The sequence below is a fragment of the Erwinia sp. V90_4 genome, from assembly GCF_029967685.1.
GTDB lineage: Bacteria > Pseudomonadota > Gammaproteobacteria > Enterobacterales > Enterobacteriaceae > Erwinia > Erwinia aphidicola.
This window is the reverse complement of the sequence record NZ_JASCAQ010000066.1, coordinates 20877-45680: the sequence shown is the minus strand read 5'-3', so window position 1 is coordinate 45680 and position 24804 is coordinate 20877. Positions and strand designations below refer to the sequence as shown.

Annotated in this window: 27 protein-coding genes; 7 read left to right on the top strand and 20 right to left on the bottom strand. The window is 57.4% G+C overall.

Annotated features, from left to right (window positions below):
- Positions 1–153 precede the first annotated feature (153 nt).
- Positions 154–747 carry a YhgN family NAAT transporter gene (locus QLG07_RS21195; RefSeq protein ID WP_048917715.1) on the top strand — a complete coding sequence of 198 codons (594 nt, stop codon included), beginning with the start codon at positions 154–156 and terminating at the stop codon, positions 745–747.
- A 139-nt stretch (positions 748–886) separates the two neighbouring features.
- Here QLG07_RS21195 and gntU read toward each other — a convergent pair whose 3' ends face one another.
- From gntU to QLG07_RS21175, 4 genes are all read right to left on the bottom strand, one after another.
- Positions 887–2227 (bottom strand): gluconate transporter, encoded by a 1341-nt coding sequence (gene gntU, locus QLG07_RS21190; RefSeq protein WP_062818500.1) that lies wholly within the window; start codon positions 2225–2227, stop codon positions 887–889.
- Positions 2228–2233: 6 nt separating this feature from the next.
- Complete coding sequence (gene gntK / locus QLG07_RS21185) at positions 2234–2773, bottom strand: gluconokinase (RefSeq protein ID WP_062818501.1); 540 nt, start codon at positions 2771–2773, stop codon at positions 2234–2236.
- A gap of 186 nt (positions 2774–2959) precedes the next feature.
- A complete protein-coding gene (gene gntR / locus QLG07_RS21180) occupies positions 2960–3955 on the bottom strand; it encodes a gluconate operon transcriptional repressor GntR (protein WP_048917721.1) in 996 nt (331 codons plus the stop codon).
- 106 nt (positions 3956–4061) lie between these two features.
- Complete coding sequence (locus QLG07_RS21175; protein WP_048917722.1) at positions 4062–4757, bottom strand: pirin family protein; 696 nt, start codon at positions 4755–4757, stop codon at positions 4062–4064.
- 50 nt (positions 4758–4807) lie between these two features.
- Between QLG07_RS21175 and QLG07_RS21170 the strand changes: the two genes are divergently transcribed.
- Together QLG07_RS21170 and QLG07_RS21165 are read left to right on the top strand one after the other, a co-directional pair.
- On the top strand, positions 4808–4939 hold the full coding sequence (locus QLG07_RS21170; RefSeq protein ID WP_282470117.1) for a hypothetical protein: 132 nt from the start codon (positions 4808–4810) through the stop codon (positions 4937–4939).
- A gap of 186 nt (positions 4940–5125) precedes the next feature.
- Positions 5126–5620, top strand: a complete 495-nt coding sequence (locus QLG07_RS21165) for a GNAT family N-acetyltransferase (RefSeq protein WP_282470116.1) — start codon at positions 5126–5128, stop codon at positions 5618–5620.
- A gap of 60 nt (positions 5621–5680) precedes the next feature.
- On the opposite strand, the gene QLG07_RS21160 is transcribed toward QLG07_RS21165, so the two are convergent.
- Positions 5681–6862: an aspartyl protease family protein gene (locus QLG07_RS21160; RefSeq protein WP_282470115.1), complete on the bottom strand. Its 1182-nt coding sequence runs from the start codon at positions 6860–6862 to the stop codon at positions 5681–5683.
- A 303-nt stretch (positions 6863–7165) separates the two neighbouring features.
- Here QLG07_RS21160 and QLG07_RS21155 point away from each other — a divergent pair, with 303 nt between their 5' ends.
- Complete coding sequence (locus tag QLG07_RS21155; protein ID WP_282470114.1) at positions 7166–7996, top strand: SDR family oxidoreductase; 831 nt, start codon at positions 7166–7168, stop codon at positions 7994–7996.
- Between the two features lie 10 nt (positions 7997–8006).
- The gene (locus tag QLG07_RS21150) at positions 8007–9149 is read left to right on the top strand and encodes a phytanoyl-CoA dioxygenase family protein (protein ID WP_048917727.1); all 1143 of its coding nucleotides are present in this window, start codon (positions 8007–8009) and stop codon (positions 9147–9149) included.
- An 82-nt stretch (positions 9150–9231) separates the two neighbouring features.
- Here QLG07_RS21150 and ggt read toward each other — a convergent pair whose 3' ends face one another.
- A complete protein-coding gene (gene ggt, locus QLG07_RS21145) occupies positions 9232–10980 on the bottom strand; it encodes a gamma-glutamyltransferase (RefSeq protein ID WP_048917728.1) in 1749 nt (582 codons plus the stop codon).
- A 161-nt stretch (positions 10981–11141) separates the two neighbouring features.
- On the opposite strand from ggt, the gene QLG07_RS21140 reads away from it, so the two are divergent.
- Positions 11142–11438 (top strand): DUF2756 domain-containing protein, encoded by a 297-nt coding sequence (locus QLG07_RS21140; protein ID WP_048917759.1) that lies wholly within the window; start codon positions 11142–11144, stop codon positions 11436–11438.
- Between the two features lie 102 nt (positions 11439–11540).
- Here the strand turns inward: QLG07_RS21140 and ugpQ are convergent, their stop codons facing one another.
- The 10 genes from ugpQ to QLG07_RS21090 form a co-directional block, all read right to left on the bottom strand.
- Positions 11541–12281 (bottom strand): glycerophosphodiester phosphodiesterase, encoded by a 741-nt coding sequence (ugpQ, locus tag QLG07_RS21135; protein WP_048917729.1) that lies wholly within the window; start codon positions 12279–12281, stop codon positions 11541–11543.
- A complete protein-coding gene (locus tag QLG07_RS21130) occupies positions 12281–13351 on the bottom strand; it encodes a sn-glycerol-3-phosphate import ATP-binding protein UgpC (RefSeq protein WP_048917730.1) in 1071 nt (356 codons plus the stop codon). The genes ugpQ and QLG07_RS21130 overlap by 1 nt, the downstream gene beginning before the upstream one ends.
- A 2-nt stretch (positions 13352–13353) precedes the next feature.
- Complete coding sequence (gene ugpE / locus QLG07_RS21125) at positions 13354–14199, bottom strand: sn-glycerol-3-phosphate ABC transporter permease UgpE (protein ID WP_282470113.1); 846 nt, start codon at positions 14197–14199, stop codon at positions 13354–13356.
- Positions 14196–15083, bottom strand: coding sequence for a sn-glycerol-3-phosphate ABC transporter permease UgpA (gene ugpA / locus QLG07_RS21120; RefSeq protein WP_282470112.1), 888 nt, complete (start codon positions 15081–15083; stop codon positions 14196–14198). Before ugpA ends, ugpE begins: the two co-directional genes overlap by 4 nt.
- 130 nt (positions 15084–15213) lie before the next feature.
- Positions 15214–16530: a sn-glycerol-3-phosphate ABC transporter substrate-binding protein UgpB gene (gene ugpB / locus QLG07_RS21115; RefSeq protein WP_099754384.1), complete on the bottom strand. Its 1317-nt coding sequence runs from the start codon at positions 16528–16530 to the stop codon at positions 15214–15216.
- A 199-nt stretch (positions 16531–16729) separates the two neighbouring features.
- On the bottom strand, positions 16730–17443 hold the full coding sequence (gene livF / locus QLG07_RS21110; protein WP_282470111.1) for a high-affinity branched-chain amino acid ABC transporter ATP-binding protein LivF: 714 nt from the start codon (positions 17441–17443) through the stop codon (positions 16730–16732).
- A gap of 1 nt (position 17444) precedes the next feature.
- On the bottom strand, positions 17445–18212 hold the full coding sequence (gene livG / locus QLG07_RS21105) for a high-affinity branched-chain amino acid ABC transporter ATP-binding protein LivG (RefSeq protein ID WP_048917734.1): 768 nt from the start codon (positions 18210–18212) through the stop codon (positions 17445–17447).
- On the bottom strand, positions 18209–19483 hold the full coding sequence (locus tag QLG07_RS21100; protein ID WP_282470110.1) for a high-affinity branched-chain amino acid ABC transporter permease LivM: 1275 nt from the start codon (positions 19481–19483) through the stop codon (positions 18209–18211). Before QLG07_RS21100 ends, livG begins: the two co-directional genes overlap by 4 nt.
- Complete coding sequence (gene livH, locus QLG07_RS21095) at positions 19480–20406, bottom strand: high-affinity branched-chain amino acid ABC transporter permease LivH (protein WP_048917736.1); 927 nt, start codon at positions 20404–20406, stop codon at positions 19480–19482. Before livH ends, QLG07_RS21100 begins: the two co-directional genes overlap by 4 nt.
- An 85-nt stretch (positions 20407–20491) precedes the next feature.
- Positions 20492–21607, bottom strand: coding sequence for a branched-chain amino acid ABC transporter substrate-binding protein (locus tag QLG07_RS21090; protein ID WP_048917737.1), 1116 nt, complete (start codon positions 21605–21607; stop codon positions 20492–20494).
- A gap of 390 nt (positions 21608–21997) precedes the next feature.
- On the opposite strand from QLG07_RS21090, the gene panM reads away from it, so the two are divergent.
- The gene (panM, locus tag QLG07_RS21085; protein WP_282470109.1) at positions 21998–22387 is read left to right on the top strand and encodes an aspartate 1-decarboxylase autocleavage activator PanM; all 390 of its coding nucleotides are present in this window, start codon (positions 21998–22000) and stop codon (positions 22385–22387) included.
- 422 nt (positions 22388–22809) lie between these two features.
- Here the strand turns inward: panM and QLG07_RS21080 are convergent, their stop codons facing one another.
- Genes QLG07_RS21080 through QLG07_RS21065 form a run of 4 tightly spaced genes read right to left on the bottom strand, consistent with a single transcriptional unit; the run spans position 22810 to position 24743 of the window.
- Entirely contained in the window at positions 22810–23424 is a 615-nt protein-coding gene (locus tag QLG07_RS21080; protein WP_282470108.1) for a fatty acid desaturase, read from the bottom strand.
- The gene (locus QLG07_RS21075; RefSeq protein WP_282470107.1) at positions 23387–23746 is read right to left on the bottom strand and encodes a hypothetical protein; all 360 of its coding nucleotides are present in this window, start codon (positions 23744–23746) and stop codon (positions 23387–23389) included. The genes QLG07_RS21080 and QLG07_RS21075 overlap by 38 nt, the downstream gene beginning before the upstream one ends.
- Positions 23743–24057, bottom strand: coding sequence for an AzlD domain-containing protein (locus tag QLG07_RS21070; protein ID WP_133622521.1), 315 nt, complete (start codon positions 24055–24057; stop codon positions 23743–23745). Before QLG07_RS21070 ends, QLG07_RS21075 begins: the two co-directional genes overlap by 4 nt.
- A complete protein-coding gene (locus QLG07_RS21065; RefSeq protein WP_282470146.1) occupies positions 24054–24743 on the bottom strand; it encodes an AzlC family ABC transporter permease in 690 nt (229 codons plus the stop codon). The genes QLG07_RS21070 and QLG07_RS21065 overlap by 4 nt, the downstream gene beginning before the upstream one ends.
- Positions 24744–24804 lie beyond the last annotated feature (61 nt).

Here is a 24804-nt window from a genome sequence, read left to right as displayed (position 1 = left end):
GTAACGCCTGACCTGTTAGAGTTAATAAAAGAAATAGGGTTAAACCTTACAAGGTGCAGCAAAAGTGGCAAGTGAATTAAATCGATTAGGCCGGTTTTTTTAGCAGCTACGCTTATAACGCGTGGACATTGATAATTAAAGAGAACATCGACGATGACCGAAATGATCTCGGCGACGATATTATTGTTGCTGATTATGGACCCGCTGGGCAATTTGCCGATTTTTATGTCGGTATTAAAGCATCTGGAGCCGAAACGTCGACGCATGGTGCTGATGCGCGAAATGCTGATTGCGCTGCTGATTATGCTGCTGTTCCTGTTCGCCGGGGAAAAAATACTTAGCTTCCTCAACCTGCGTACGGAAACGGTGTCGATCTCCGGGGGGATAATTCTGTTTCTGATTGCGATTAAGATGATCTTCCCCGGTCAGGAGAGCAGCAGCAGCGGATTATCCGCAGGTGAAGAGCCGTTCCTGGTACCGCTGGCGATCCCGCTGGTGGCCGGGCCGTCGCTGCTGGCGACGCTGATGCTGCTGTCGCACCAGTATCCGCATCAGATGGGTCATCTGGTGGGCGCGCTGCTGATCGCCTGGGGCGCTACGGTGGCGATTCTGCTGCTGTCGGGGCTGTTCCTGCGCCTGCTGGGGGATAAAGGCGTGAATGCGCTGGAGAGGCTGATGGGGTTGATTTTGATTATGCTGGCGACGCAGATGTTTCTGGATGGGATACGCGCGTACCTGAAACTGTGACGATCGCGGGCGAGGCATGCCTCGCCCCTGCGGTTTTGTCCGGGTCGGGCATGCCTCGCCCCTGCGGTTTTGTCCGGGTCGGACATGCCTCGCCCCTGCGGTTTCGTAGGGGTCGGGCATGCCCGACCCGCAACATCAATTACGACAACAGTTCAAAGGCAATCATGCCGATAATCGCGCCGACGGTACCGAGGATAGTTTCCATCAGCGTCCAGGTTTTCAGCGTCTGTGCTTCGGTGGCGCCGGTAAAGCGGCCAAACAGCCAGAAACCGGCATCGTTGACGTGGCTACAGATAATCGAGCCCCCGGCAATACAGATCGACAGCGCGGCAAGCTGCGCGCCCGAGTAGTGCAGCGGTTCGATCACCGGCATAATCAGGCCCACGGCGGTCAGGCAGGCTACGGTCGCCGAGCCCTGAATAATGCGCACCGCACCGGACAGCACAAAGCACGCCAGCGCTACCGGCAAACCGGCTCCGGTCAGCGCATTCCCCAGCGCCGGACCCACGCCGGAATCCACCAGCACCTGCTTGAACACGCCACCCGCACCGATCACCAGCAGGATAATGCCCGCCGGCTGCAGCGCCGCGCCGCAAATCTGCATCACGCGCTCTTTATCCATACCCTGACGATAAGCCAGGCCATAAATCGCCACCAGGCAGGCCAGCAGGATCGCCGTAAACGGGTGGCCGATAAACTCCAGCCACTCGTACAGGCTGGTGCCCGGCGCGGTAAAGCGCGCACCGATGGTTTTCAGCCCGACCAGGATCAGCGGGAACAGGATCAGCGACAGGCTGAAGCCAAATGAGGGCAGCTTGCTCTCGTCAAACTCCGGGTGCTCGCCCTCTTCGGGCACGCCGAACTCAACGTGCTGGCTGATAAAGCGACCAAACAGCGGCCCGGCAATCAGCATCCCCGGAATAGCGGCGCACAGCCCCAGCAGGATCATCCAGCCAAAGTCCGCGTGCATCTGGGAAGCCAGCAGCATCGGCGCAGGCCCCGGCAGCAGAAATGCCGCGGCGGCAGCCACCCCGGCGAACAGCGGAATCACCAGCTTCACCAGGTTATCCCCGGTGCGGCGCGCCACGGCAAACGCGATGCTGATCAGCAGCACCACCGCCACTTCGAAGAACAGCGGCAGTGCGCAGATCAGACCGGCAATGCCCATGGCGTAGTGCGCCCGGCTTTCGCCAAAGGTTTTCAGCATGCGGATGGCGATCTGATCGACCGCGCCGGTTTCGTGCAGGATTTTACCGAACATCGCGCCCAGCGCGACGACAATAGCGAGGAATCCGAGCGTGCCGCCCATGCCTTTCTGCATGGTATCGGCGATTTTGTCCAGCGGCATCCCGGAGAACAGCCCGGCGCCGATCGAGACCAGCATCAGCGCCACAAAGGCGTGCATTCGCGCCTTCATCACTAAAAACAGCAGCAGCAGGACCGATCCGGCTGCGGTTAACACCAGCGTTGCAGTACTCATGACACCCTACTTAGTTTTGGCGATCGCACCATCAATGGTTTTGAGCGTTGCCGCAACAACCTCATCCAGCGTCTGATTAATATCGACGACCAGCACGTCATGCTCATCACTGCCCGGCTCTTCCAGGGTGGCGAACTGCGTCACCAGCATCTGTGGCTTGAAGAAGTGGCCTTTGCGCGCGCGCAGGCGGGATTCAATGGTATCGAAATCGCCCTGCAGATAGACGAAGGAGAGGTTCTGATTCCCTTTGCGCAGGATGTCGCGATAACTTTTTTTCAACGCCGAGCAGACAATCAGCGACACGCTGTTGGTGCGCTGCATGGCAAAGGCCGCATCGTTGATCGACTGCAGCCACGGGCGGCGGTCATCATCATTCAGCGGATGGCCTTCGGACATTTTTTCGATATTGGCGCGCGGATGCAGGAAATCGCCATCGAGGAATGCCGCTTGCAGCTGGTGCGCGACCGCATTGGCAACGGCGGACTTGCCGCTGCCGGATACGCCCATCAGGACAAATACGTGATTTGGCGTTGAAGTTGTGTTCATTTTTATCGCTCCGGCAGAGAAGGTGCAGGTGTGTTCGTCCAGTTGTTATCGGTAACATTGTCTGGATGTGCATTGATTATGGCAACAGCTGGCCAGGAAAAAGCTGGTAAATGTGAGGGGGGTCATAAAAACGGAAGAATCAGAGTCGGGGTCGGACATATCCGCCCCGAATAGCTAAACAAGTTATTAAATGCTGCCCCCGGCTGAGATGGTAAAGCCGACATCCACCGGGCGCATATCAACATTCTCGCCACGAATGCGCGCCAGCAGCAGCGCCGCAGACTCGTGCCCCATGCGTTCACGCGGGGTCTGCACCGTCGCCAGCGTCGGGTTGACCACATCAGCAATATCGTGGCCGTGGAAACCGGCAATCGCCATCTGCTGCGGGATCTGCAGCCCCTGGCGCTGGCACTCAAACATCGCCCCGACCGCCAGGTCATCATTGGTACAGAACAGGCTGTCGGTCAGCGGATAGCGCTGTTGCGCCTCGCGCATCAGCATCGCCCCGGCGGAGAACGACGAGGCCGCCTCCATCATCACCGTTTGCGGCTCCAGCCCTGCTTCACGCATCGCCAGCGCATAGCCCTGCTCTTTCTGCAAGGTACGCTCATCCAGCCGCGCCCCGAGGTAAACCGGGTGACGATGGCCTTTTTGCAGAATGGCGTGGGTCATCTGGCGCGCCGCCTCAACGTTGTCAAAACCGACCGCCATATCCAGGCATGGCGATACGCTGTCCATCATCTCAATCACCGGAATGCCTGCGGTTTCGATCATGCGCAAGCTGGCGGCGGTGTGGGTGCGCTCGGTGAGGATCAGGCCGTCGATATTCCAGCCAAGCAGGGAGCGCAGCTGCAACTCTTCCTTTTCGGCGCTGTAGCCAAAGTGCCCGAGCAGCGTCTGGTAGCCTGCGGCGTCGGTCACCGCTTCAATGCCGCGCAGCACGTCGGCAAACACCTGGTTGGTCAGTGAGGGCAGCAGTACGCCAATGGCGCGGCTGGTGGCGTTGGAAAGCATATCGGGGGCGCGATTGGGGATATAACCCAGCTCATCCAGCGCGGCGGCGATCTTGCCCTGCAGCGCGGCAGAAACCTGATCGGGGTTACGCAGATAGCGGCTAACGGTCATTTTGGTGATGCCTACGCGATCGGCAACGTCCTGTAGTACCGGTCTTTTTTTCTTCATTGGGCTTCAGCTATGCGGACAGAATTATTCTGAGTGTAACAAAAGCGTGGGCAAAAACGACAAAGGGGCGAGGGTCTCGCCCCTTAAAGTGTGACACAGGTTGTAGTTAAACCGGCGGCAGGTCGAACAGCAGGATCTCTGCATCGCTGCTGGCGTTAATCGCCAGGGATTTTTCATCCCAGATAGCGAAGGCGTCAGAGGTGGTTGCCGCTTCGCCGTTGACGGTCACATCGCCTTTCACCACCTGGATCCAGATGCGGCGGCCCTCTTCAACCTCAACCACGCCCTCTTCCGCCGCTTTCAGCGCCCAGCGCGACAGGGTCATATCCTGGAACACCTTGAGTGAACCGTCACGCGCATCCGGCGACAGCACCAGCTGGCGGCCCTGCACATCGTCAAAACGGCGCTGTGCATAGCGCGGTTCAATACCGGTGCTTTCCGGGATAATCCAGATCTGGTACAGGTGCAGCGGCACCTCTTTGCTGGCGTTGTACTCAGAGTGACGCACGCCGGTCCCGGCGCTCATAATCTGGAACTCACCCGCCGGGATCTGCTCCTTGTTGCCCATGCTGTCCTGGTGCTCAACGGTCCCGGACAGGACATAGGTGAGGATCTCCATATCTTTATGCGGATGGGTACCGAAACCCTGGCCGCCGTCGATCACATCTTCATTAATCACCCGCAGCGCGGAGAAGCCCATAAAGTTGGCATCGTAGTAATCAGCGAAAGAGAAGGTGTGGTAGCTGTCCAGCCAGCCATGGTTAGCATGACCGCGATCTTGTGCTTTGCGTAAGTAAATCATATTCAATTCTCCTCAACGTTTTGACACAGTCTGAACCTGAAAGGAGGGGGATGATAGCGGAGAAAATTGTCTTCTCTGTTCAAAATATTCGATGGGGTAGGAGGGAGAACTTCAAAGAAACTGCCGGAGCAGATGGCAAATCGCAGGCAAAAAAAAAGCCAGCACCCGAGCTGGCTAAATAATACTTGGAAGCAATGTGAGCAATGTCGTGCCTTCCCAGCGAGCACCGTAGGCTCTCCTGAAAACGCATGACAATAATAATCATTATCATTCGCACTTGTAAAGTGCTTTGCCGATTATTTTTCACTTGATCTTGCTGGTAAAAACCCTGAATTTAAAGGGGATTCCCGCAAACAAGGAGAGGTAAGATGAGTGAGATTGTCGTCCGTCATGTGGTTGCCGAAGATGCTGTTGCCATCCATCAGCTGTACAGCCAGCCTGAAACCTATGCCGATACGCTACAGCTCCCCCATCCCTCTCTCAAAAAGTGGCAGGAGCGGATTGCGTCGGTGCCTGACGGCGTGCAGATGCTGGTGGCCTGTATCGATAATGAGATTGCAGGCCAGCTGACGCTGGAGGTCAACGGGCGTGCCCGCCGCCGTCATACGGCAACCTTTGGCATCGCGGTGGATGCTCACCAGCGTGGAAAAGGCGTGGGCAAAGCGATGATGCGCACGCTGATCGACCTGTGTGACAACTGGCTCAGCGTCGAACGTATTGAGCTGACGGTTTTTGCCGATAATCAGCATGCCATCGCACTGTATGAACAGTTTGGTTTTAAAACCGAGGGACGCGCCCGCCGCTTTGCGCTGCGCAACGGCCAGCTGGTAGATGCGCTCTACATGGCGCGCTTTCGCGCGTAAACCGTTTTCGTAACGGTATTCGGGCCATTGAAGGGGGGAGCGCAGCCGCCCTCCCCTTACTCACAGCGTGACGTTCCTGACCTTTCCCCGCCGCTCAATGCGCAGATTTAGTTCCCCGAGCGGCGTATCAGCCAGCGTGCCACGGATCCACTCCATCTTTTCAGGCAACACTTTGCTGCCGTTAATCTGCAGCAGGACGTCGCCGTTGTGCAGCACGGACGAGGAGAGTGCCCCGGGGGAGTTGGCATAAATTTCCACTCGCCTGGCAAAGTACCGAACGGCCAGGGTGCGCAGCGGGGCCGCCTCATCACGGGTAAAGTGCTGCTGGTTATAGCACAACAGCATTTTGTCCGGGGCCAACAGATAGTCATCAAAGCGCTGCAGAAAGTTCATGCCCAGCCCGTAGTTGCCCCGTTTATCTTCAATCGCCAGCAGCTTCCCCAGCGGCAGCCGATCAAACTGAATCCCGCCCAGCAGATAAGCATCGCTGCGTTCTATTCCGTTCAGCGTGATAACCGGTTGGGTAATGCCGGTCAGGATCGCGCTGCCGAAATGGCCACGGCTGGCGTGGACGATCTCCTCACCAATCGTGCTCCAGGCCGCCCCGGTGTTCAACGCCATATACAGCGGGCGATCGTGATAGTCCAGCATCAGTTCGGGGCCAAAATCCCAGGCATCGCGATAGGGTACGCAGGCCTGGTAATTGCGGACAGTGAGCGGGTGCTTCCAGACCGTCAGCTGATGATTGCGGTTATCCACTGCCCAGTTGAACTGGCGGTAGAGGTCCTGCCCAATGATGCCATCAATCTGCATCCCGCTGTTCTGGGTGAACGCGCTGAGATCGGCACCCACCCAGGGATCGCTGGCGGGCACCACCTCATTGCCAATCGCCAGCGCCAGCGGCTGCCAGAAACGTATTGACTCGCCTCTCAGCATACCGCCTGAAGTATTGATGCCGGTGCTCAGGATTTTTTTAGCCAGCTCCGGCAGGAGGTCGTCGGGCGTTTTGCTGGTGATATCGCTGGCGAGACGGTTATCAATCACCATCATCGCGGCGCCGGTATCCAGTAAAAAAGAGTACTGCTTGCCAGCAATAGTCACGGGCACGATCAGCGCATCAGATCGAACGCTCACCGTCAGCAGAGGAACGGGCGACGGTGCATACATGCTGTCAGCCGATACGGATGAAGCCTGCAACAGCAGCGCGGCTGCAATGCCCCAGAAGTGTGAGAGATATTTCATTACGATCCTTGTCGCGATAAGTCTCTCTGCACATCCATCGTGCAGGATCAGAAGGGTTTCTGAATGCTGTAATTTACGTGAAAAAGGGGAAGTTACGAAATTCAATCGTGCTAATGGCGGTGATATGTCGGGAAAATCGCTAAGGGGCATAGGCCGTTGGCCAAACGTCTGAACGGCTCTTTTTTGAGGTCTTTTTGAGGTCACCTGCGCATATTGTTAACAAAATGTTGGTGCTAAGGTGGGGGTGAGTCAAGGCAATTCACACATACCCTACACCCTTAAACAGACCAGCAAGGCATCATCATGAGCATACAATTCAACGAGCAGTTTCGTGACAAGGTTTTCGTGGTCACCGGCGGTAATCAGGGGCTGGGCGCAGCCGTCTCTTTATTACTGGCCGAGCGCGGCGCACGCGGTCTGGTGATCTGCGGGCGCAACCAGCAGGCCGGTGCCGCGCAGGTCGATAAGCTGCGCGCTGCGGGCTGTGAAGCCTGGTTTGTCGCCGCCGATTTTAGCGACCCGGCCTGCTGTGAACGGGTGATCGCCGAAGCGGAGAGCCGTTTTGGCACGCTGCACGGGCTGGTTAACTGCGCGGGGATGTCCGACCGCGGCACCATACTCGACACCACGCCGCAGCTTTTTGACGCCATCTTCGCCGTTAACGTCCGCGCGCCGTTCTTTCTGATGCAGGCGGCCATCAGGTTGATGATTGCCAACCACGTTGCAGGCAGCATCGTCAATATCATCACTATGAGCTCCCACGGTGGGCAGAGCTTCCTCACGCCTTATGCCGCCTCCAAAGGTGCGCTGGTTACCCTGACGAAAAACGTCGCCTTCAGCGCGATGCGCAACCGCATTCGCGTCAACGGCCTGAACATCGGCTGGATGGATACGCCGCACGAAGATCAGATCCAGAAGCAGTATCACAACGCCAGCGAGGACTGGCTGGAGAAAGCCGAGCGTGAGCAGCCGTTTGGTCGCCTTCTCAAACCGCAGGAGGTGGCGCGCAGCGTGGCATTCCTGCTGTCCGAAGAGTCGGGAATGATGACCGGTGCGATCGTCGACTTCGATCAAAACGTCGTCGGCTGTAGCGATGACGGCGCGGCAAAACCCCAGAATAAACTGGCCCTGTGAGGAACCTGTGATGAACAGTCTCTATCTGACTAAAGAACAGTTATCGGTTGATGATTTCGCCATTGTCTGCGAGCAGACCACCCCGCTGAAAGATTTCCCGCTGGCGCGGAAGGCCGAGCTGGATGTGCTGATCTACCAGCGCGAGGATTTGACCAAAGCCGCCGCCGAGCACCGGCAAACGGTGCTGAGCGAACTGCACCGCGCCCTGTCCTCCGGGCCGGGCGTCTTCGTGGTTAAAGGGCTGTTCAGCGATCTCCCGACGGTGGATCGCAACAGCGCGCTGTTCGAGCAGATCCTGCTCAGTGAGTCTGAAAGCGGCAGCGGCGGGGACCATTTTGCGGCGGCAGGCAATAACGGGCGCATCTGGAATGCTCTGCAGAAAGTCGCCGAGCGCGATGCCGATGCGTTTATTGACTACTACTGTAACCCGCTGCTGGCGCTGATCTGCGAAAGCTGGGTCGGCCCGGGTTATGAGATGACCGCGCAGGTCAATCAGGTGCGCCCCGGCGGCAAAGCCCAGCAGCCGCACCGTGATTATCATCTCGGCTTTCAAAGCAATGAGGTGGTGGAACGCTTCCCACTGCCGCTGCAGATCCTCTCGCAGTACCTGACGCTTCAGGGCGCGGTGGCACACAGCGATATGCCGGTGGAGTCCGGCCCGACGCAGCTGCTGCCGTGGTCGCATCAGTATCAGGCGGGCTATCTGGCCTGGCGCGATGAGAAGTTTATCGACTATTTCCAGCGCAATGCCATCCAGCTGCCGCTGGAGAAGGGGGACGGGCTGTTCTTCAATCCGGCACTGTTCCATGCGGCGGGCAGTAACCATACCCACGACCATATCCGCACCGCAAACCTGCTGCAGGTCTCTTCATCCTTTGGCAAAACGATGGAGAAAGTGAACCATATTAAGGTGCTACAGCATATTTACCCGGCGCTGCGCCTGCGCAGAATGTCCGAGGAGCGGATCAATGCGGTGATTGCCGCGGCGGCGGAGGGCTATTCGTTCCCAACCAATCTGGATACCGACCCGCCGGTGGGGGGGCTGGTGCCTCAGACTCAGCAGTCGCTGCTGCTGCAGGCACTGCGCGAGAGTTGGGCACCGAAGCTGTTTAATCAACGGCTGCAAGAGCACCAGCAGAAACGGGAAGCGTAATGCCCTTGTGGGAAATCACCGGCACGGGGCGACTGGAAAAAAGGGTCGCCCCCTACCTCAGATCGGCCTCGCCCGCATCGCATCAATACCCGGCGGTTAGATCATCGATGGTGCGCGGATCGGACGCACCGTAACGCATACCGTCCGGCCCCAGCATAATGCTCTGTGTGCTACCCATCGCAGGCATCACCTTCACATTCTGCCCCTTCTCACCCAGCAGCTTCAGCGTATCCGGGCTGAAGCCCTTCTCGACGCGCAGCTGGTCGGGCAGCCACTGATGGTGGAAGCGCGGCGCGTTAGTGGCTTCAGCCACGTTCATCCCGAAATCAACGCTGTTCACCACCATTTGCAGTACGGTAGTGATAATACGGCTGCCGCCCGGGCTACCCGTCACCAGCCAGGTTTTACCGTCTTTCGCAACGATAGTCGGCGACATTGACGACAGTGGGCGCTTATACGGCTGCACCGCATTCGCTTCCCCGCCGACCAGACCGTAAACGTTGGGCGTGCCCGGCTTGGCGGAGAAGTCATCCATCTCGTTATTCATCAGAATGCCGCTGTTGCCGGCCACAATACCGCTGCCAAAGGTGGTGTTCAGCGTGTAGGTCACCGCGACCGCATTGCCGTCTTTATCCACCACCGAGAAATGCGTGGTCTGATTACTTTCATAGGGCGCCAGCTTGCCCGGTTTGATCTCGGATGACGGCCGCGCTTTGGCCACATCGATCTGTTCGGCCAGTGATTTGGCGTAGGCTTTGCTGGTCAGCGCCTGCCACGGCACCTTAACGAAATCTGGATCGCCGAGATATTCCGAGCGGTCGGCATAGGCATATTTCTCCGCCTCGGCCATCACCTGCATGGCATCAGCGCTGCCAAAGCCCATTTTTGCCAGATCGAAGTTTTCCAGGATATTGAGGATCTGCACGATATGAATACCGCCGGAGGATGGCGGTGGCATGGAGAAGACCTCATAGCCGCGGTAGCTGCCGCTCACCGGCTTGCGCTCAATTGCCCGATAGTTGGCGAGGTCGCGCTTGTCGATCAGCCCGCCGTGCTGCGCCATCTCAGAGGCGATCTCATCGGCAATCTGCCCTTTGTAGAACGCATCCGGCCCCTGCTTCGCAATCAGCTCCAGGCTGTGCGCCAGGTTGCGCTGCACCAGCTTATCGCCCTGCTGGTACGGCTTACCGTCGGCTTTATAGAAGATTGCTTTACTGTTCGGGTGGGCTGGCAAAACCTCACTGCCGTAGATCTTCAGGTCATCGGCCAGCGCTTCGTTAACCACAATGCCCTTGCGCGCCAGCTCCAGCGCCGGTTGGATCAGCGTGCTGAGCGGCAGCGTGCCGTACTTTTTATTCGCCAGCGCAAAGCCCGCCACGGTTCCGGGAACGCCGGACGCCAGGTGGGAGATCAGCGATTTTTTGCTGTCGGCATTACCTGCAGCGTCAAGGAACATATCGCGGCTGGCGCGCACCGGGGCCATTTCGCGAAAATCAATCGAGGTAGTCTGGCCGGAGGCGGTGCGCAACAGCATAAAGCCGCCGCCACCGAGATTACCGGCCTGTGGATGCGTCACCGCCAGCGCGTAACCCACGGCGACCGCGGCATCCACCGCGTTACCGCCCTGCTGAAGAATTTTCACCCCCACTTCCGTTGCGGTGGCATCCACCGAGGCGACCATGCCGTGCTGAGCCGTGACCGGATGGAAAGTATCAGCGCCTACGCCATAGGAGACCGGCGGTGCGGCTGGAGCGGCACCCGCCCCCTGCCACACCAGTAAAGCGGCTAACAGCGACCACGACAGGCGCTGCACAGTACCTTTTGTTATCATTGTTACATCCTTTAAGTTTATTTACGTTGTGTTTGCCATTGATAAATATGCACAAAATTGCGCAAAAGGCGAACGATAGCGCAATTCAGGAGCACTCCTGGGGTACAGGCCTGGCAGATAACATAGACTTATGGCAGGAACACGGAGGACGTAACATGAAAATCAAAACCAAATGGCTGGTTGTTTTTGCTGCCCTGCTGCCGCTGAGCGGCATGGCGAACATGTTGAATAACAGCAACAACAATAATCCGAATAACCCGCAGTCTTCAAACTACAATCCGAGCACGCAGCGCTTACAGCAAAACATGCAGAATCAGCAGTCGCAGCAGAAGCTGAAGCTGCAACAGGATCAGCAGCGTCAGCAGCAGGATTTACAGCGAAAAATTCAGGAGCAGCGCGACAGTGCCACGCAGCGCACCAATAACAACGGTCAGCTGCAGCAGACCCAGCAGAATTAATCCGGCCAACCTAAGGGCCGACCGGGAAAAAAGGTCGACCCCTACAGTAGGGGCGGACCGCAGTTTGGGTCCGCCCGTTATCACCAGGCGATCGCGGTTTAATTAACGAAAATCCGGCCCGATAATATCAATGCGGTCGGTGCAGATCGCATCCACGCCCCACTGTAGTAACTCCCGCGCCCGCTCTGGCTTATTCACCGTATACACCAGAATACGCAGCCCGGCCTGCTTCAGCAGCGCCACGCGCTCCGGGTCGAGCACTTTGTGATTCAGATGGATCGACACGCAGCCTAACGCGCGCGTCATCGCCTGCCAGTTCTCATCCCAGCTGTCGAGCAGCAGCCCGCGCGGCAGCTCCGGGGCCGCCTGCTGTGCCGCTTCCAGCGCAGAGTACGAGAACGACGACAGCAGCGGCGCGACCTGGCCCTGCCACATCACGCGGGCGGCCAGCGCGATAGCGCGCCCGGTTGCCACCTCCGCTCCGTGAGTCGGCTTAATTTCGATATTGGCCATCAGGCGATGCTGGCGGCAGCGGGCGGCGACTTCCGCCAGCAGCGGCAGGCGTTCATCGCTGAACGCGCTGCCAAACCAGCCGCCGGCATCCAGCGTTACCAGCTTGTCCCACGGCTGATCGCCCGCCACGCCCCAGCCGTTGCTGGTGCGGTCCAGGGTATCATCGTGCAGCAGGAAGATGGCGCCGTCCTGCGACAGTTTGGCGTCAAACTCAATCATGCGATGCCCGTGCTGCGCGCCAACATCAATGGCGGCAAGGGTATTTTCCGGTGCCAGTTTCCCGCCGCCGCGATGGGCGACGATCGGCGGATATGGCCAGCTGTGGGTCATTATTCGGTCCGTTGTCCGTTATGGTCAAAAAAGTGTAGCGCGGCAGCGGGAAGCTGCAACCACAGCGTGCTGCCCATCTGCGGGCGCACCGAGTGCGGCAGGCGCACCACCAGCTTATTTTTTCCCCAGTGCCCGTGGGCGAGATTGTCGGCCCCCAGCATCTCCAGCGTCTCCACCACCAGCGGAATGCCGCCGTCCTGCTGAGAGGAGAGCTCAATATGCTCCGGACGGATGCCCAGCGTCAACGTGCGCGCGGCCCATTTTGCCTTCGGCGCCCTCAGCGGCAGCGCCAGGGTATCCGCGAGGATAAAGCGCGAGCCGTCATCATTGAGCTGGCCGTCCAGCAGGTTCATCGCCGGGGCGCCAATAAAGCTGGCGACGAAACGCGTGGCCGGGCGCTGGTAAATCTCCTCCGGGGTGCCGAGCTGCTCCAGCACGCCTTTGTTCATCACCATCACGCGCTGCGCCAGCGTCATCGCCTCGACCTGATCGTGCGTCACGTACAGGCTGGTGGTGTTCAGGCGGCGGTGTAACTGCTGCAGCTCAAGGCGCATCTGCACGCGCAGGCGGGCATCAAGGTTCGACAGCGGCTCATCGAACAGGAACAGCGCGGGCTCACGCACAATGGCGCGCCCCATCGCCACGCGCTGCCGCTGGCCGCCGGACAGTTCACGCGGGCGGCGCTTAAGCAGCGCTTCCAGTTCCAGGCTGCGCGCCGCCTCCAGCACCCGCTGGCGGATCTGCTCTTTGCCCATGCCGCGAATTTTCAGGCCCCACGCCATGTTCTCCTCCACGCTCATATGTGGGTAGAGGGCATAGTTCTGGAACACCATGGCAATGCCGCGATCCTTCGGCTCCTCTTCGGTCACGCGCCGCGTATCAATCCAGATATCGCCGCTGGTGACCCGCTCCAGCCCGGCCACCATGCGCAGCAGCGTGGATTTTCCACAGCCGGATGGCCCGACCATTACCATAAACTCACCATCGCGGATCGACACGTCCAGCGGCTGAATAATCTGGTTTTTACCGTCGTAGGATTTGGTTACTGCCTGAAGTCGTACACCTGCCATCACTATTTCTCGCTCTCAACCAGACCGCGCACAAAGGCGCGCTGCATCACTAAAACAATCACCACCGGCGGGACCAGCGTCAGCAGCATCGCCGCCATCACTTCATTCCACTGGGTGGGGGATCCGCTGGTGGAGATCATGCTTTTGATCCCCGCGACCGCCGTACCGAGCGAAGCATCATTGATGATGAGCAGCGGCCACAGGTACTGGTTCCAGCCATAGATAAAGGTAATCACGAACAGCGCCGCCAGATTGGTTTTCGACAGCGGCAGCACGATATCGCGGAAGAAGCGCATTGGGCTGGCACCGTCAATGCGCGCCGCCTCCATCAGCTCATCCGGCAGCGACATAAAGAACTGGCGAAACAGGAAGGTGGCGGTGGCGGAAGCCATCAGCGGCAGGGTTAACCCGCTGTAGCTGTCGAGCAGGTTCAGGTCGGCAATCACCTGCACCGTGGGGAAAATACGCACCTCAACCGGCAGCATCAGGGTGATAAAAATCATCCAGAAGAACAGATTGCGCAGCGGGAAGCGGTACCACACCAGCGCGAACGCCGACAGCATCGACACGCTGATTTTCCCCACCGTAATGCACAGCGCCATAATCAGGCTGTTGAGCATCATCAGGCTGAAGGCCGGGCCGCTGCCGTTCACTCCGTTGAGCCAGATATTGCGCACGTTCTCCCACAGATGGCTGCCGGGGATTAGCGTCATCGGCACCTGATACACCGCCTTGTTATCCAGCGTCGCGGCGACAAACGCCACGTACAGCGGGAACAGAATGGTCAGGATGCCGAGGATCAGTAGCGTATGGCTGAAGATATCCAGCCCGCGTCGGTTTTCAATCATTGGTAGCGCACCTTGCGTTCGACGAAGCGGAACTGGATCACGGTCAGGCCAATCACCAGCAGCATCAGTACCACCGACTGTGCAGCCGAGGAGGAGAGATCCAGACCGGCAAAGCCTTCGCGATAGATTTTATAGATAAGCGTCGTGGTGGCCTGCACCGGGCCGCCGCCGGTGGCAGCGTCGATCACCGGGAAGGTATCGAAGAAGGCATACACCAGGTTCACCACCAGCAGGAAGAAGCTGACCGGGGTGATCAGCGGCAGCGCCAGGCTGAAGAAGCGGCGCACCGGACCGGCCCCGTCAATGGCGGCGGCTTCCACCAGCGATTTCGGGATCGACTGTAGCGCGGCAAAGAAGAACAGGAAGTTATAGCTCATCTGCTGCCAGATTGAGGACAGTACGATGAGAAACATCGCCTGGCCGCTGTTCTGCGCGTAGTTCCAGCTGTAGCCCCACTGGTTCAGCAGGTGGCTGAACAGGCCAAGGCCCGGGTTAAACAGGAACATCCACAGCACGGCAGCCACCACCGGGGCGACCGCGTAGGGCAGCAGCAGCAGCGTCTGATAGAGCTTTTTCAGGCGGACAATGTAGTCCACCAGCGCCGCCAGCAGCAGCGAGAACGTCATGCCGCAAACGGTGACCAGACCGCTGAACTTCAGCGTGGTCCAGAAAGAGTCGAGGTAGTAGCTATCGGCAAACAGCCGTTTAAAGTTATCCAGCCCGACGAAAGTGCTGGAGATGCCAAACGGGTCGATACTCTGCAACGAGTACCAGAGCGCTTCGCCAGCGGGCCAGATAAAGAAGATGGCGGTGATCAGCAGCTGCGGCAGCATGAGCAGATAGGGCAGCGCGCTGGTGCGGAATACGGGGCGGGGTTGGGACATGGCAACCATCTCATCTCAATGCGTAGCGGCCGACCGTGGTTCTGGTCGGCCCGGGCGGGCGCATCGTCGATCCGCCCCTCCTCACTTTTCTCATGGCGAGCGGATTGTTAATCCGCCCCTATGGCATACCCTAACGGGTTTGCTGTTCGAAACGGCGCAGCAGTTCGTTACCGCGCTTCACGGCGCTATCCAGTGCCGCCTGCGGTGACTGCTTCCCGGTCCATACGCCTTCCAGCTCTTCGTCGACGATGGTACGGATTTGAGGCATATTGCCGAGGCGCATTCCTTTGGTAAACGGCAGCGGATCTTTGTTCAGCATCTGGCGGGTGGCGATATCCGCGCCGGGATTTTTGTCGTAGAAGCCCTGCTGTTTGGTGAGCTGATAAGCGGCAGTGGTGATAGGCAGGTAGCCGGTTTTCTGGTGCCATTCGGCGGCAATTTCTGGTTTTGCCAGGAACTGCATAAACTCGGCCACGCCCTTGTAGGTATCGGCATCTTTGCCTTTCATTACCCACAGGCTGGCACCGCCGATGATGGCGTTCTGCGGCGCGTTCGGCACGGTCTCGTCATACGGCATCATGCCAACGCCGAAGTTGAATTTGGCGTATTTGCGAATGTCGGCCAGCGAGCCGGAAGAGGCGGTGGTGATGCCACAGTCGCCGTTATAGAACTTGGCGGTGGGTTCATCTTTACGCCCGAAGTAGGTGAAATCGCCCTTTTTGTTGAGATCTTCCAGCATCTGGATGTGGCGCACCTGCACCGGCTTGTTGAACTCCAGTACCGCATCGGTGCCGTCGAAGCCGTTGTTTTTGCTGGCGACCGGCAGACCGTGCCAGGCGCTGAAGTTCTCAATCTGGATCCAGCCCTGCCAGCCGCTGGCATAGCCGCAGCTCATGCCCGCTTTACGCAGGGCGGCGGTATCTTTCGCCAGTTCCTGCCAGGTTTTTGGCGGCTGCTCCGGGTCCAATCCGGCTTTTTTAAACGCGTCTTTGTTGTAGTACAGCACCGGGGTGGAGCTGTTAAACGGCTGGGAGATCAGCTGACCTTTTGCGTCGCTGTAGTAACCTGCCACCGCCGGAACGAACTGCTGGGCATCCATCGCGATCCCGGCCGTTTTAAACACTTCATTCACCGGCACGATCGCCTTTGACGACATCATGGTTGCCGTACCGACTTCATACACCTGCAAAATCGCCGGCGCTTTACCGGTGCGCACCGCAGCAATCCCGGCGGCCAGGCTCTGCTCGTAGTTGCCTTTATAGGTCGGCACGATTTTGTAATCGGGGTGTTCAGCGTTGAAGCGCGTCGCCAGCGAGTTCACTTCCACGCCCAGCTCGCCTTCCATTGAGTGCCAGAAAGGGATTTCGGTGGCGGCCAGCGCATTCGCGCTCAGAGTCAGTCCCAGTACCACGCTTACTGCGTTACGGCGAAATGCGAATGATGACATGTCGATTACCTGTGCCCGGTGTTGTAAAGCGCGCTATCGCGCATTGTTGTAGTCGGGAGGTAACATGACACGCAAAAATGACAGAAAAATAACGGCGTTATGACGGAGGGGTGACAGCAAGGTGACAGAGGGTTCGAAACGGGCGAGGCATGCCTCGCCCCGACGTTACTCGTAGGGATCGGGCATGCCCGATCCGGATTTAACCGCCCAGATAGGCGCTTCTTACCGCTTCATTCGCCAGCAGCGCAGCACCGCTATCTTCCAGCACCACGTGACCGTTTTCGAGCACATAGCCACGGTCGGCCAGTTTGAGCGCCTGGTTGGCATTCTGCTCGACGAGGAAAATCGTCATGCCTTCCTGACGCAGCTGCTCAATGGTGTCGAAGATCTGCTGGATGATAATCGGGGCCAGGCCGAGCGACGGCTCATCCAGCAGCAGCAGGCGCGGCTGGCTCATCAGCGCGCGGCCAATCGCCAGCATCTGCTGCTCGCCACCGGACATGGTGCCGGCGCGCTGCACGCGGCGCTCATACAGGCGCGGGAACAGCTCGTACACGCGCTTGATACGCTGCTGATACTGCTGGCGCTCGGCAAAGAAGCCGCCCATCGCCAGGTTCTCCTCTACCGACATGCGTGAGAAGACGCGGCGGCCCTCCGGCACGATGGCAATCGCTTCACGCATAATACGCGCCGTCTGCCAGTCGGTGATCGCCTTGCCGTCGAAGACAATCGAGCCTTCGCTGGCGCGAGGTTCCCCGCACAGCGTGCCGAGGAGGGTGGTTTTACCCGCCCCGTTGGCGCCAATCAGGGTAACGATTTCGCCCTGATTGATGTGCAGACTGACGTTGTGCAGCGCCTGGATTTTACCGTAGTGCGCACTGACGTTATTCAGGGATAGCATAGCCTGAGTCATCTTAGGCCTCCCCAAGGTAAGCGCGGATCACATCCGGGTTGTTGCGGATCTCGTCTGGCGTGCCGTTTGCCAACGGCGTACCCTGATTGACCACGTAAATGCGGTCGGAAATGCCCATTACCAGTTTCATATCGTGCTCAATCAACAGTACCGAGACGTTGTGCTGACTGCGTAGCTCGGCGATCAGTTCATCCAGCTCGTGCGTCTCTTTCGGGTTCAGACCGGCCGCCGGTTCATCCAGCATCAGGATTTCCGGGCGGGTCACCATGCAGCGGGCGATCTCCAGGCGGCGCTGCTGGCCATAGGCAAGATTACCCGCCTGGCGATTGGCCAGGGAGAGCAGGCCGACGCGTTCCAGCCAGGTTGCCGCACGATCCAGCGCTTCGCTTTCCGCTTTACGGAAGGCCGGGGTTTTCAGCAGGCCGGAGAAGACGCCGCTTTTCAGGTGCTGATGCTGGGCCACCAGCAGGTTCTCAATCACCGTCATTTCGCGGAACAGGCGCACGTGCTGGAAAGTACGCACAATGCCCATACGCGCAATCTTCTGCCCCGGCAGGCCCGCCAGCTGCTGGTCACCCAGCTTGATCGAACCGCCCGTCGGGCGGTAGAAGCCGGTCAGGCAGTTAAACACCGTGGTTTTCCCGGCACCGTTAGGGCCAATCAGGGAGACAATCTCCTGCGGGCGCAGCTCCAGTTCAACATTGTTGACCGCCAGCAGGCCGCCGAAGCGCATCATCAGGCCATTGACTGCTAACAAAGGCTGAGTCATGCCTGCTCTCCTTTTTCTACGCTTTTCAACTTCAGATGCGGGCGCTTCATCGGCAGTAAGCCCTGCGGGCGCCAGATCATCATCAATACCATTAAGCCACCGAGCACCAGCATGCTGTATTCGTTCAGATCGCGCATCAGCTCACGCGACACCACCAGCAGGATAGCGGCGAGGATCACTGCAAACTGCGACCCCATTCCGCCCAGCACCACAATCGCCAGCACAAACGCCGATTCGGCAAAGGTGAAGGATTCCGGGCTGACAAAGCCCTGGCGCGCGGCGAACAGGCAGCCGGCAAAACCGGCAAACGCGGCGCTGATGGTGAAAGCGGTCAGCTTGATGCGCGTCGGGCTGAGGCCCAGCGAGCGGCAGGCGATCTCATCTTCACGCAGCGCTTCCCACGCGCGGCCCAGCGGCATGCGCAGCAGGCGGTTAATCACAAACAGGGTGATCACCACCAGCAGCAGCGCCACCAGGTAGAGGAAAATAATACGGTCGCTTGGGTCATACTTCAGCCCGAAGAAGTCGTGGAAGGTGCCCCAACCGCCGTCGCGCACGCTGCGGCCAAACTCCAGGCCAAAGAAGGTCGGTTTTGGGATCTGGCTGATACCGTTCGGGCCACCGGTGATTTCGGTGTTGTTCAGCAGCAGGATACGCACGATCTCGCCGAAGCCGAGCGTGACAATCGCCAGGTAGTCTCCGCGCAGGCGCAGCACCGGGAAGCCGAGCAGCAGGCCAAACGCCGCCGCCACCAGGCCCGCCAGCGGCAGGCTCTGCCAGAAGCCGAGGTCGTAATAGTGGTTGAGCAGCGCGAAGGTATAGGCGCCGATGGCGTAGAAGCCGCCGTAACCCAGCACCAGCAGGCCGGACAGGCCGACGACCACGTTGAGGCCGAGGCCCAGCATCACGTAGATCAGCGTCAGGGTAGCGATATCCACCGTGCCGCGTGAAACCAGAAATGGCCACACCGCCGCCGCGACGATCAGCACCAGCAGGAACAGCTTCTGCTTAACGGTTGAGCCATCAATGCCCGGCAGCACAAATGCCGGGCCGGAGACTTTTTTCAGGCCGCTGGTCAGCAGCGGGCGCAGCAGCTGGAACAGAAACACCACGCCGCAGCCGAGCGCAATCCAGTTCCAGCGCACGCTTCCGGCGTTATTCACCACCAGATGCGTGCCGTCGAGATTCAGGCGCATCCCCATAAAGAACGCCGCCAGCACCAGCAACATCAGCGAGGAAACGAGGGCGTTAAGCAGGTTGAGCTTCTTCATACTTTCTCAACCTCCGGGCGGCCAAGAATGCCGGTTGGCATCACCAGCAGCACCACAATCAGCAGCGCAAACGACACCACGTCTTTGTATTCGGTGCTGAGATACGCCGAGGTCAGCGCTTCAGCAATACCGAGGATCAGACCGCCCAGCATTGCACCCGGAATGCTGCCGATACCGCCGAGAACGGCCGCGGTGAAGGCTTTCATCCCGGCCATAAAGCCGATGTACGGGTTGATCACGCCGTAGAACTGGCCCAGCAGCACGCCTGCCACTGCCGCCATCGCTGCACCAATGACGAAAGTCAGCGAGATAACGCGGTCGGTGTTAATCCCCAGCAGGCTGGCCATTTTCAGATCTTCCGCGCAGGCGCGGCAGGCGCGGCCCATGCGTGAATAGCGGATAAACAGCGTCAGGGCCAGCATCGACAGGAACGTCACGACCCAGATCACAATCTGCATGGTGGAGATGGTCGCCGCGAAGCCATTGCTGACGCCCAGCGTCCACTGGCCGGTGACCAGGTTTGGCAGCGCCACGTCACGCGATCCCTGGGTCAGGCTGACGTAGTTTTGCAGGAATATCGACATGCCGATCGCCGAGATCAGGGCAATCAGCCGTTTAGAGGAACGCACGGGCTTATACGCCACGCGTTCAATGCTCCAGCCGTAGCAGGAGGCGATCACCACCGCAACCACGAAGCCGCAGCCAATCAGCAGCCAGCTGGTATCAATGCCCATCATCATCAGCGCCGCAATAACGATAAACGAGACGTAGCTGCCGATCATATACACTTCACCGTGGGCGAAGTTGATCATGCCGATGATGCCGTACACCATGGTGTAACCGATGGCGATCAGCGCATAAGTGCTGCCCAACGTGACGCCGTTGAACATTTGCTGCAGGAAGTAAAGAAACTGCTCGGACATACCTTAATACCTTACGAATCAACCCACACTGAAGACAATGACGCCTGGCATACATCACCAGGCGTCATTATCCCAAAAGCCCGATTTATTTAACGGCGGTTGATGAACCATCAGCGTGCCATTTAAATACGCCGAACTCGAAGCCTTTCAGGTCGCCCTTCTGATCCCAGCTCAGGTCACCCATCACGGTTGGCACCGGCGCACCCTCTTTCAGGTTTTTAACGATAGCGTCTGGCTCTTCACTTTTGCTGCGCTCCATGCCCGCGGCCAGGGATTGCAGTGCGGCATAGGTAGTCCAGACGAAGGGACCGGTTGCATCCTGTTTTTTCGCTTTCAGCGCGTCAACCACCGGTTTGTTAGCCGGGACCTGGTCGTAGCGTTTTGGCAGCGTCACCAGCATGCCTTCAGAGGCTGCACCGGCAATATTAGACAGAGAAGCGTTGCCTACGCCTTCAGGACCCATGAACTGCGTTTTCAGACCGGCCGCACGCGCCTGGCGCAGGATCTGGCCCATTTCCGGGTGGTAGCCACCGAAGTACACAAAGTCGACGTTCTCTTTCTTCAGGCGAGCCACCAGGGTAGAGAAGTCTTTATCACCCGCGGTGATCCCTTCAAACATCACCACGTTGCCGCCGCCTTTTTTCAGGCTCTCCTGCACGGAGCGCGCCAGGCCTTCACCGTACTGCTGCTTGTCGTGGATCACGGCGATGCGCTGGGGTTTCACTTCATTCAGAATGTATTTTGCCGCAGTCGGGCCCTGGTCAGAGTCGAGGCCAGTGGTGCGCATAATCAGCTTGTAGCCGCGGGAAGTCAGGTCAGGAGCCGTTGCTGCTGGCGTAATCATCAGCACGCCTTCATCTTCATAGATGTCGGAAGCGGGCTGAGTCGAAGAGGAGCACAGGTGGCCGATCACGTAACGGATGCCGTCGTTGATCACTTTGTTAGCAACCGCAACCGCCTGTTTTGGATCGCACACGTCGTCATATTTCACCGCGACCAGCTTGTCGCCGTTAATGCCGCCTTTGGCGTTAATGTCTGCGATCGCCTGCTGAGCGCCGGTCCACTGCATATCACCGTACTGGGCAACCGGGCCGGACATGGCGCCTACTACCGCGACTTTAATATCTTTTGCTACTGCTGCACCGCTCATTGCCAGAGCCATACAGCCAGCTAACAGCGCTTTACCTTTACTGATCTTCATCCTGACTACCCCATCTGTTGTGATTGCTTGCTATTTATTTGTCGGTGAATAGCGATAAACGCTTTGCCTTTGAACGAGTTAGCATAATTCCCGACAGTTTTTATCAATAAGGCTTTAATTTTCAGGTTATTAAACAGGAATATTCTGCTGTAAATCAACTGACAGATTCAGTAAATAGCGGGTGCCGCAGGACAATCCACTAACAGCAACGGTGGCAAATTCACCAACTAGCCAGCGCATTATGCTGGCTTTCTGCACAGAGAATAACGGTTTACTCGGTAAACCATTTGAAACGCCCGCACATCGCCTCGTTTTCGTACAGAAAAACTAACACGCTATAGTATGGTCAACTTCGCTACAATATGCCTTTCTCATGACCGGGTTATTCTGATGAAACTGACTATCATCCGCCTGCAACAGTTGTCTGAGCAGGATCGCAGCGACGTAAAAAAAATCTGGCCTCAGGCGAATATCGCGGCGCTGGAAAGCGAACTGAATGAGGCAAAGCAGCTGTACGCGGCGCGTTTTAACGATCGTCTGCTGGCGGCAGTGCGCGTGACCCTCAGCGGCAGCGCAGGAGAGATGCAGCAGCTTGAGGTACGCGAGGTGACGCGGCGGCGCGGGGTGGGTCTCTATCTGGTGCAGGAAGTGATGGCGCAGAACCCGCAGGTTACGCAGTGGGTAATGAGTCAGGATGGCAGTTCAGCGCAGCAGGTGATAGCCGCGTTTATGCAGGCAGCGGGATTTAATCGACAAGCTAATAGATGGATAAAGATGTAAAAAGGGGCCCTGCAAGGGCCCAAAACAATACAACGCCAGGGAAAGGAAAGAGGGTTATTCCCTCTCAGGCATTTCCGCCCGCTCTTCAGGCGCAGACTCTCTCTCTTTGCGCATCGGTTGAGGGTGAAGATGAGCAAATCGCCGGACATCCTCCTGCGCCATCTCGGCCCGGAACGGGTTATGCAGCCTTTCGATATCCATTAATTAAGCCGGTACGCCAGATTTACGGTTTTAACTGAATCCATCTCGCTCAATTTAATAAAAACGTAATGCAACGCGTGCTGAGTACCCCAAATATCGATGTAGTCATTACGATCTTCTGCTGCTAACTTCAGCTGATGTTTTTCCCGTAGCCGGGCATAGTCATACCATTGCCGCACGCTGCCAAAACGATGATGCCAGTCGTGGCATACCAGAGAGCCCTAAACGATAAGCATCCGGCACGGCAAATGGAAAAACAGATGGGTGAATGTCCAACGTATCCAGTCTGCGGTAAAGCGTAAGGAAAAATCTGGCGGACAAGCACTCCCGCAAAATCTGCCCAGACAATTTTTAATATGACTGTCGCGCACGCTTTCGCCCTGTTGACGTAAACACCAGGTATGTTCAGTTAAAAGATGCAGCAGAGAAGCAATTTGATAAACCAACACGTAGGGAATAACAATATTCAACAAGAAGAACCCGTACCCATAAGTTAACGCCAGCCAGATTAGCACTCCCCACCAGCAAAGGGACATTGCTCGTCGCCAGATCGGCAAATTTACCAGGTTGGATTTCAGCCGACCATAAAGAAACGTCAGATAAAATTTCGGGCTCAGCAAAGTCAACAACAGATTGATATATTGCTGCCTGACTTTTATACCCGGTTTGAAACCCAACTGATAAATTGCCGCTAAGTCGCGGTCCTCAAACGTTGAGAATGCCGCCCCATGATGCTCATAAACATGAAACTGACGATAGGAATCATAAGGCTGAACGATCAAAATCGTTGATAATATTTCACACAGGATCCTGTTGGCTGTTAAACAGATGCCCATGCACCCCATGGTGGATAATCGTTGCCACAATATATCTGGCACCCGAAGCTACAAAGAAGATGCCCGTCATGTAGATGACGCTCTTCACAAGCAGCGACAGGCTGCCAAACCAGGCCAGTGACGTCATGATACTCCCCACTATCATCCACGACAGGGACCAACAGATCATCTCAACAGAATGGGATTGCCATAGCTGTGGACGGCCATCAATCTCTTTCCCCGTCAACCAAGTCCAGACGCCCTGAAAAGGAAGGATGCGGTAAGAATCTCGCATCTGTACAGAGTGCGTAGAACGACAAAAATTCCTTTTATTGAGTGTCATACGATGCTCCAAGAAATGAGATAAAATACGGAAAGACATAGCAGGACTGACAGAATCATATTTCGCACAAAGAGGGCAATGACAATTCCTGCCATCGCTCCATATAAATAAGGATTGGAGGTGAGCGCCCTTATTTCGCCATCGTTAAGCAGAATAATCGGCCCACATATTGCCGTTAGCAGGCAGGGCGCTGAATATTTCAATGCTTCACGTACTAACGAGGGCAAGCGCACAGGCACCCTCGGTTCCAGAAAGACGTAGCGGTTAAAAAACACCACGGCAGCCAGAGTGAATAACAGTATCCAGCTCATGCTTCTCCTCTCGTCAGGCGGGCATATATTACTGAGCACAACATGCCGCTCAGCCCGGCAATGACAATTGCCCCTTCAATCTGAAACACGCTAAGTATCATCGATAACAGCAGGGAAACCAGCACCCCGCATAACACGCTGAGATTTTTAATCATCGGCACGACAATGGTAATAAAAGTGGCCACGATGGAGAAGTCGAGGTGATAACGCTGTAAATCAGGAACAGACGAAGCCATGAAAATGCCCAGCAGGCTAAAAAGATTCCAGCAGAGGTAAAAGGTCAGCCCGGCACCGATCAGATAACCCGGCGTTAACGCCACCTGCTGTTTTTCAGCGCAGCTCAACGCGAACAGCTCGTCAGTTAATAAGAAACCTATCGGTAATCGATAACGTTTCAGAAAAAATGACACCGTTTCTCGTAACGTCAGACCGTAAAGAAAATGCTGTGAGGTGATAAAAAATACGGAGAGGATAATGGTAGGAATGCTCGCCCCGGAAAGCAGTAGCCCCAGTGTGACGAGCTGTGCCGCGCCAGCAAAAACAACCGCTGACATCGCAATACTTTGCGGCAGTGTCAGCCCTGACTGCACCGCCATCGATCCCGCCAGGACTCCCCATGGGACTACGGAAAGGCAAAGTGGCAGCATGTTAACCACGCCACGAAAGAATCCGCTGTTGCTCCGCATGCTGGTATCAGCAAATGATTTGCAGGGCGATGTCTCCATTTTTACCCATTCCGCTCTCTAC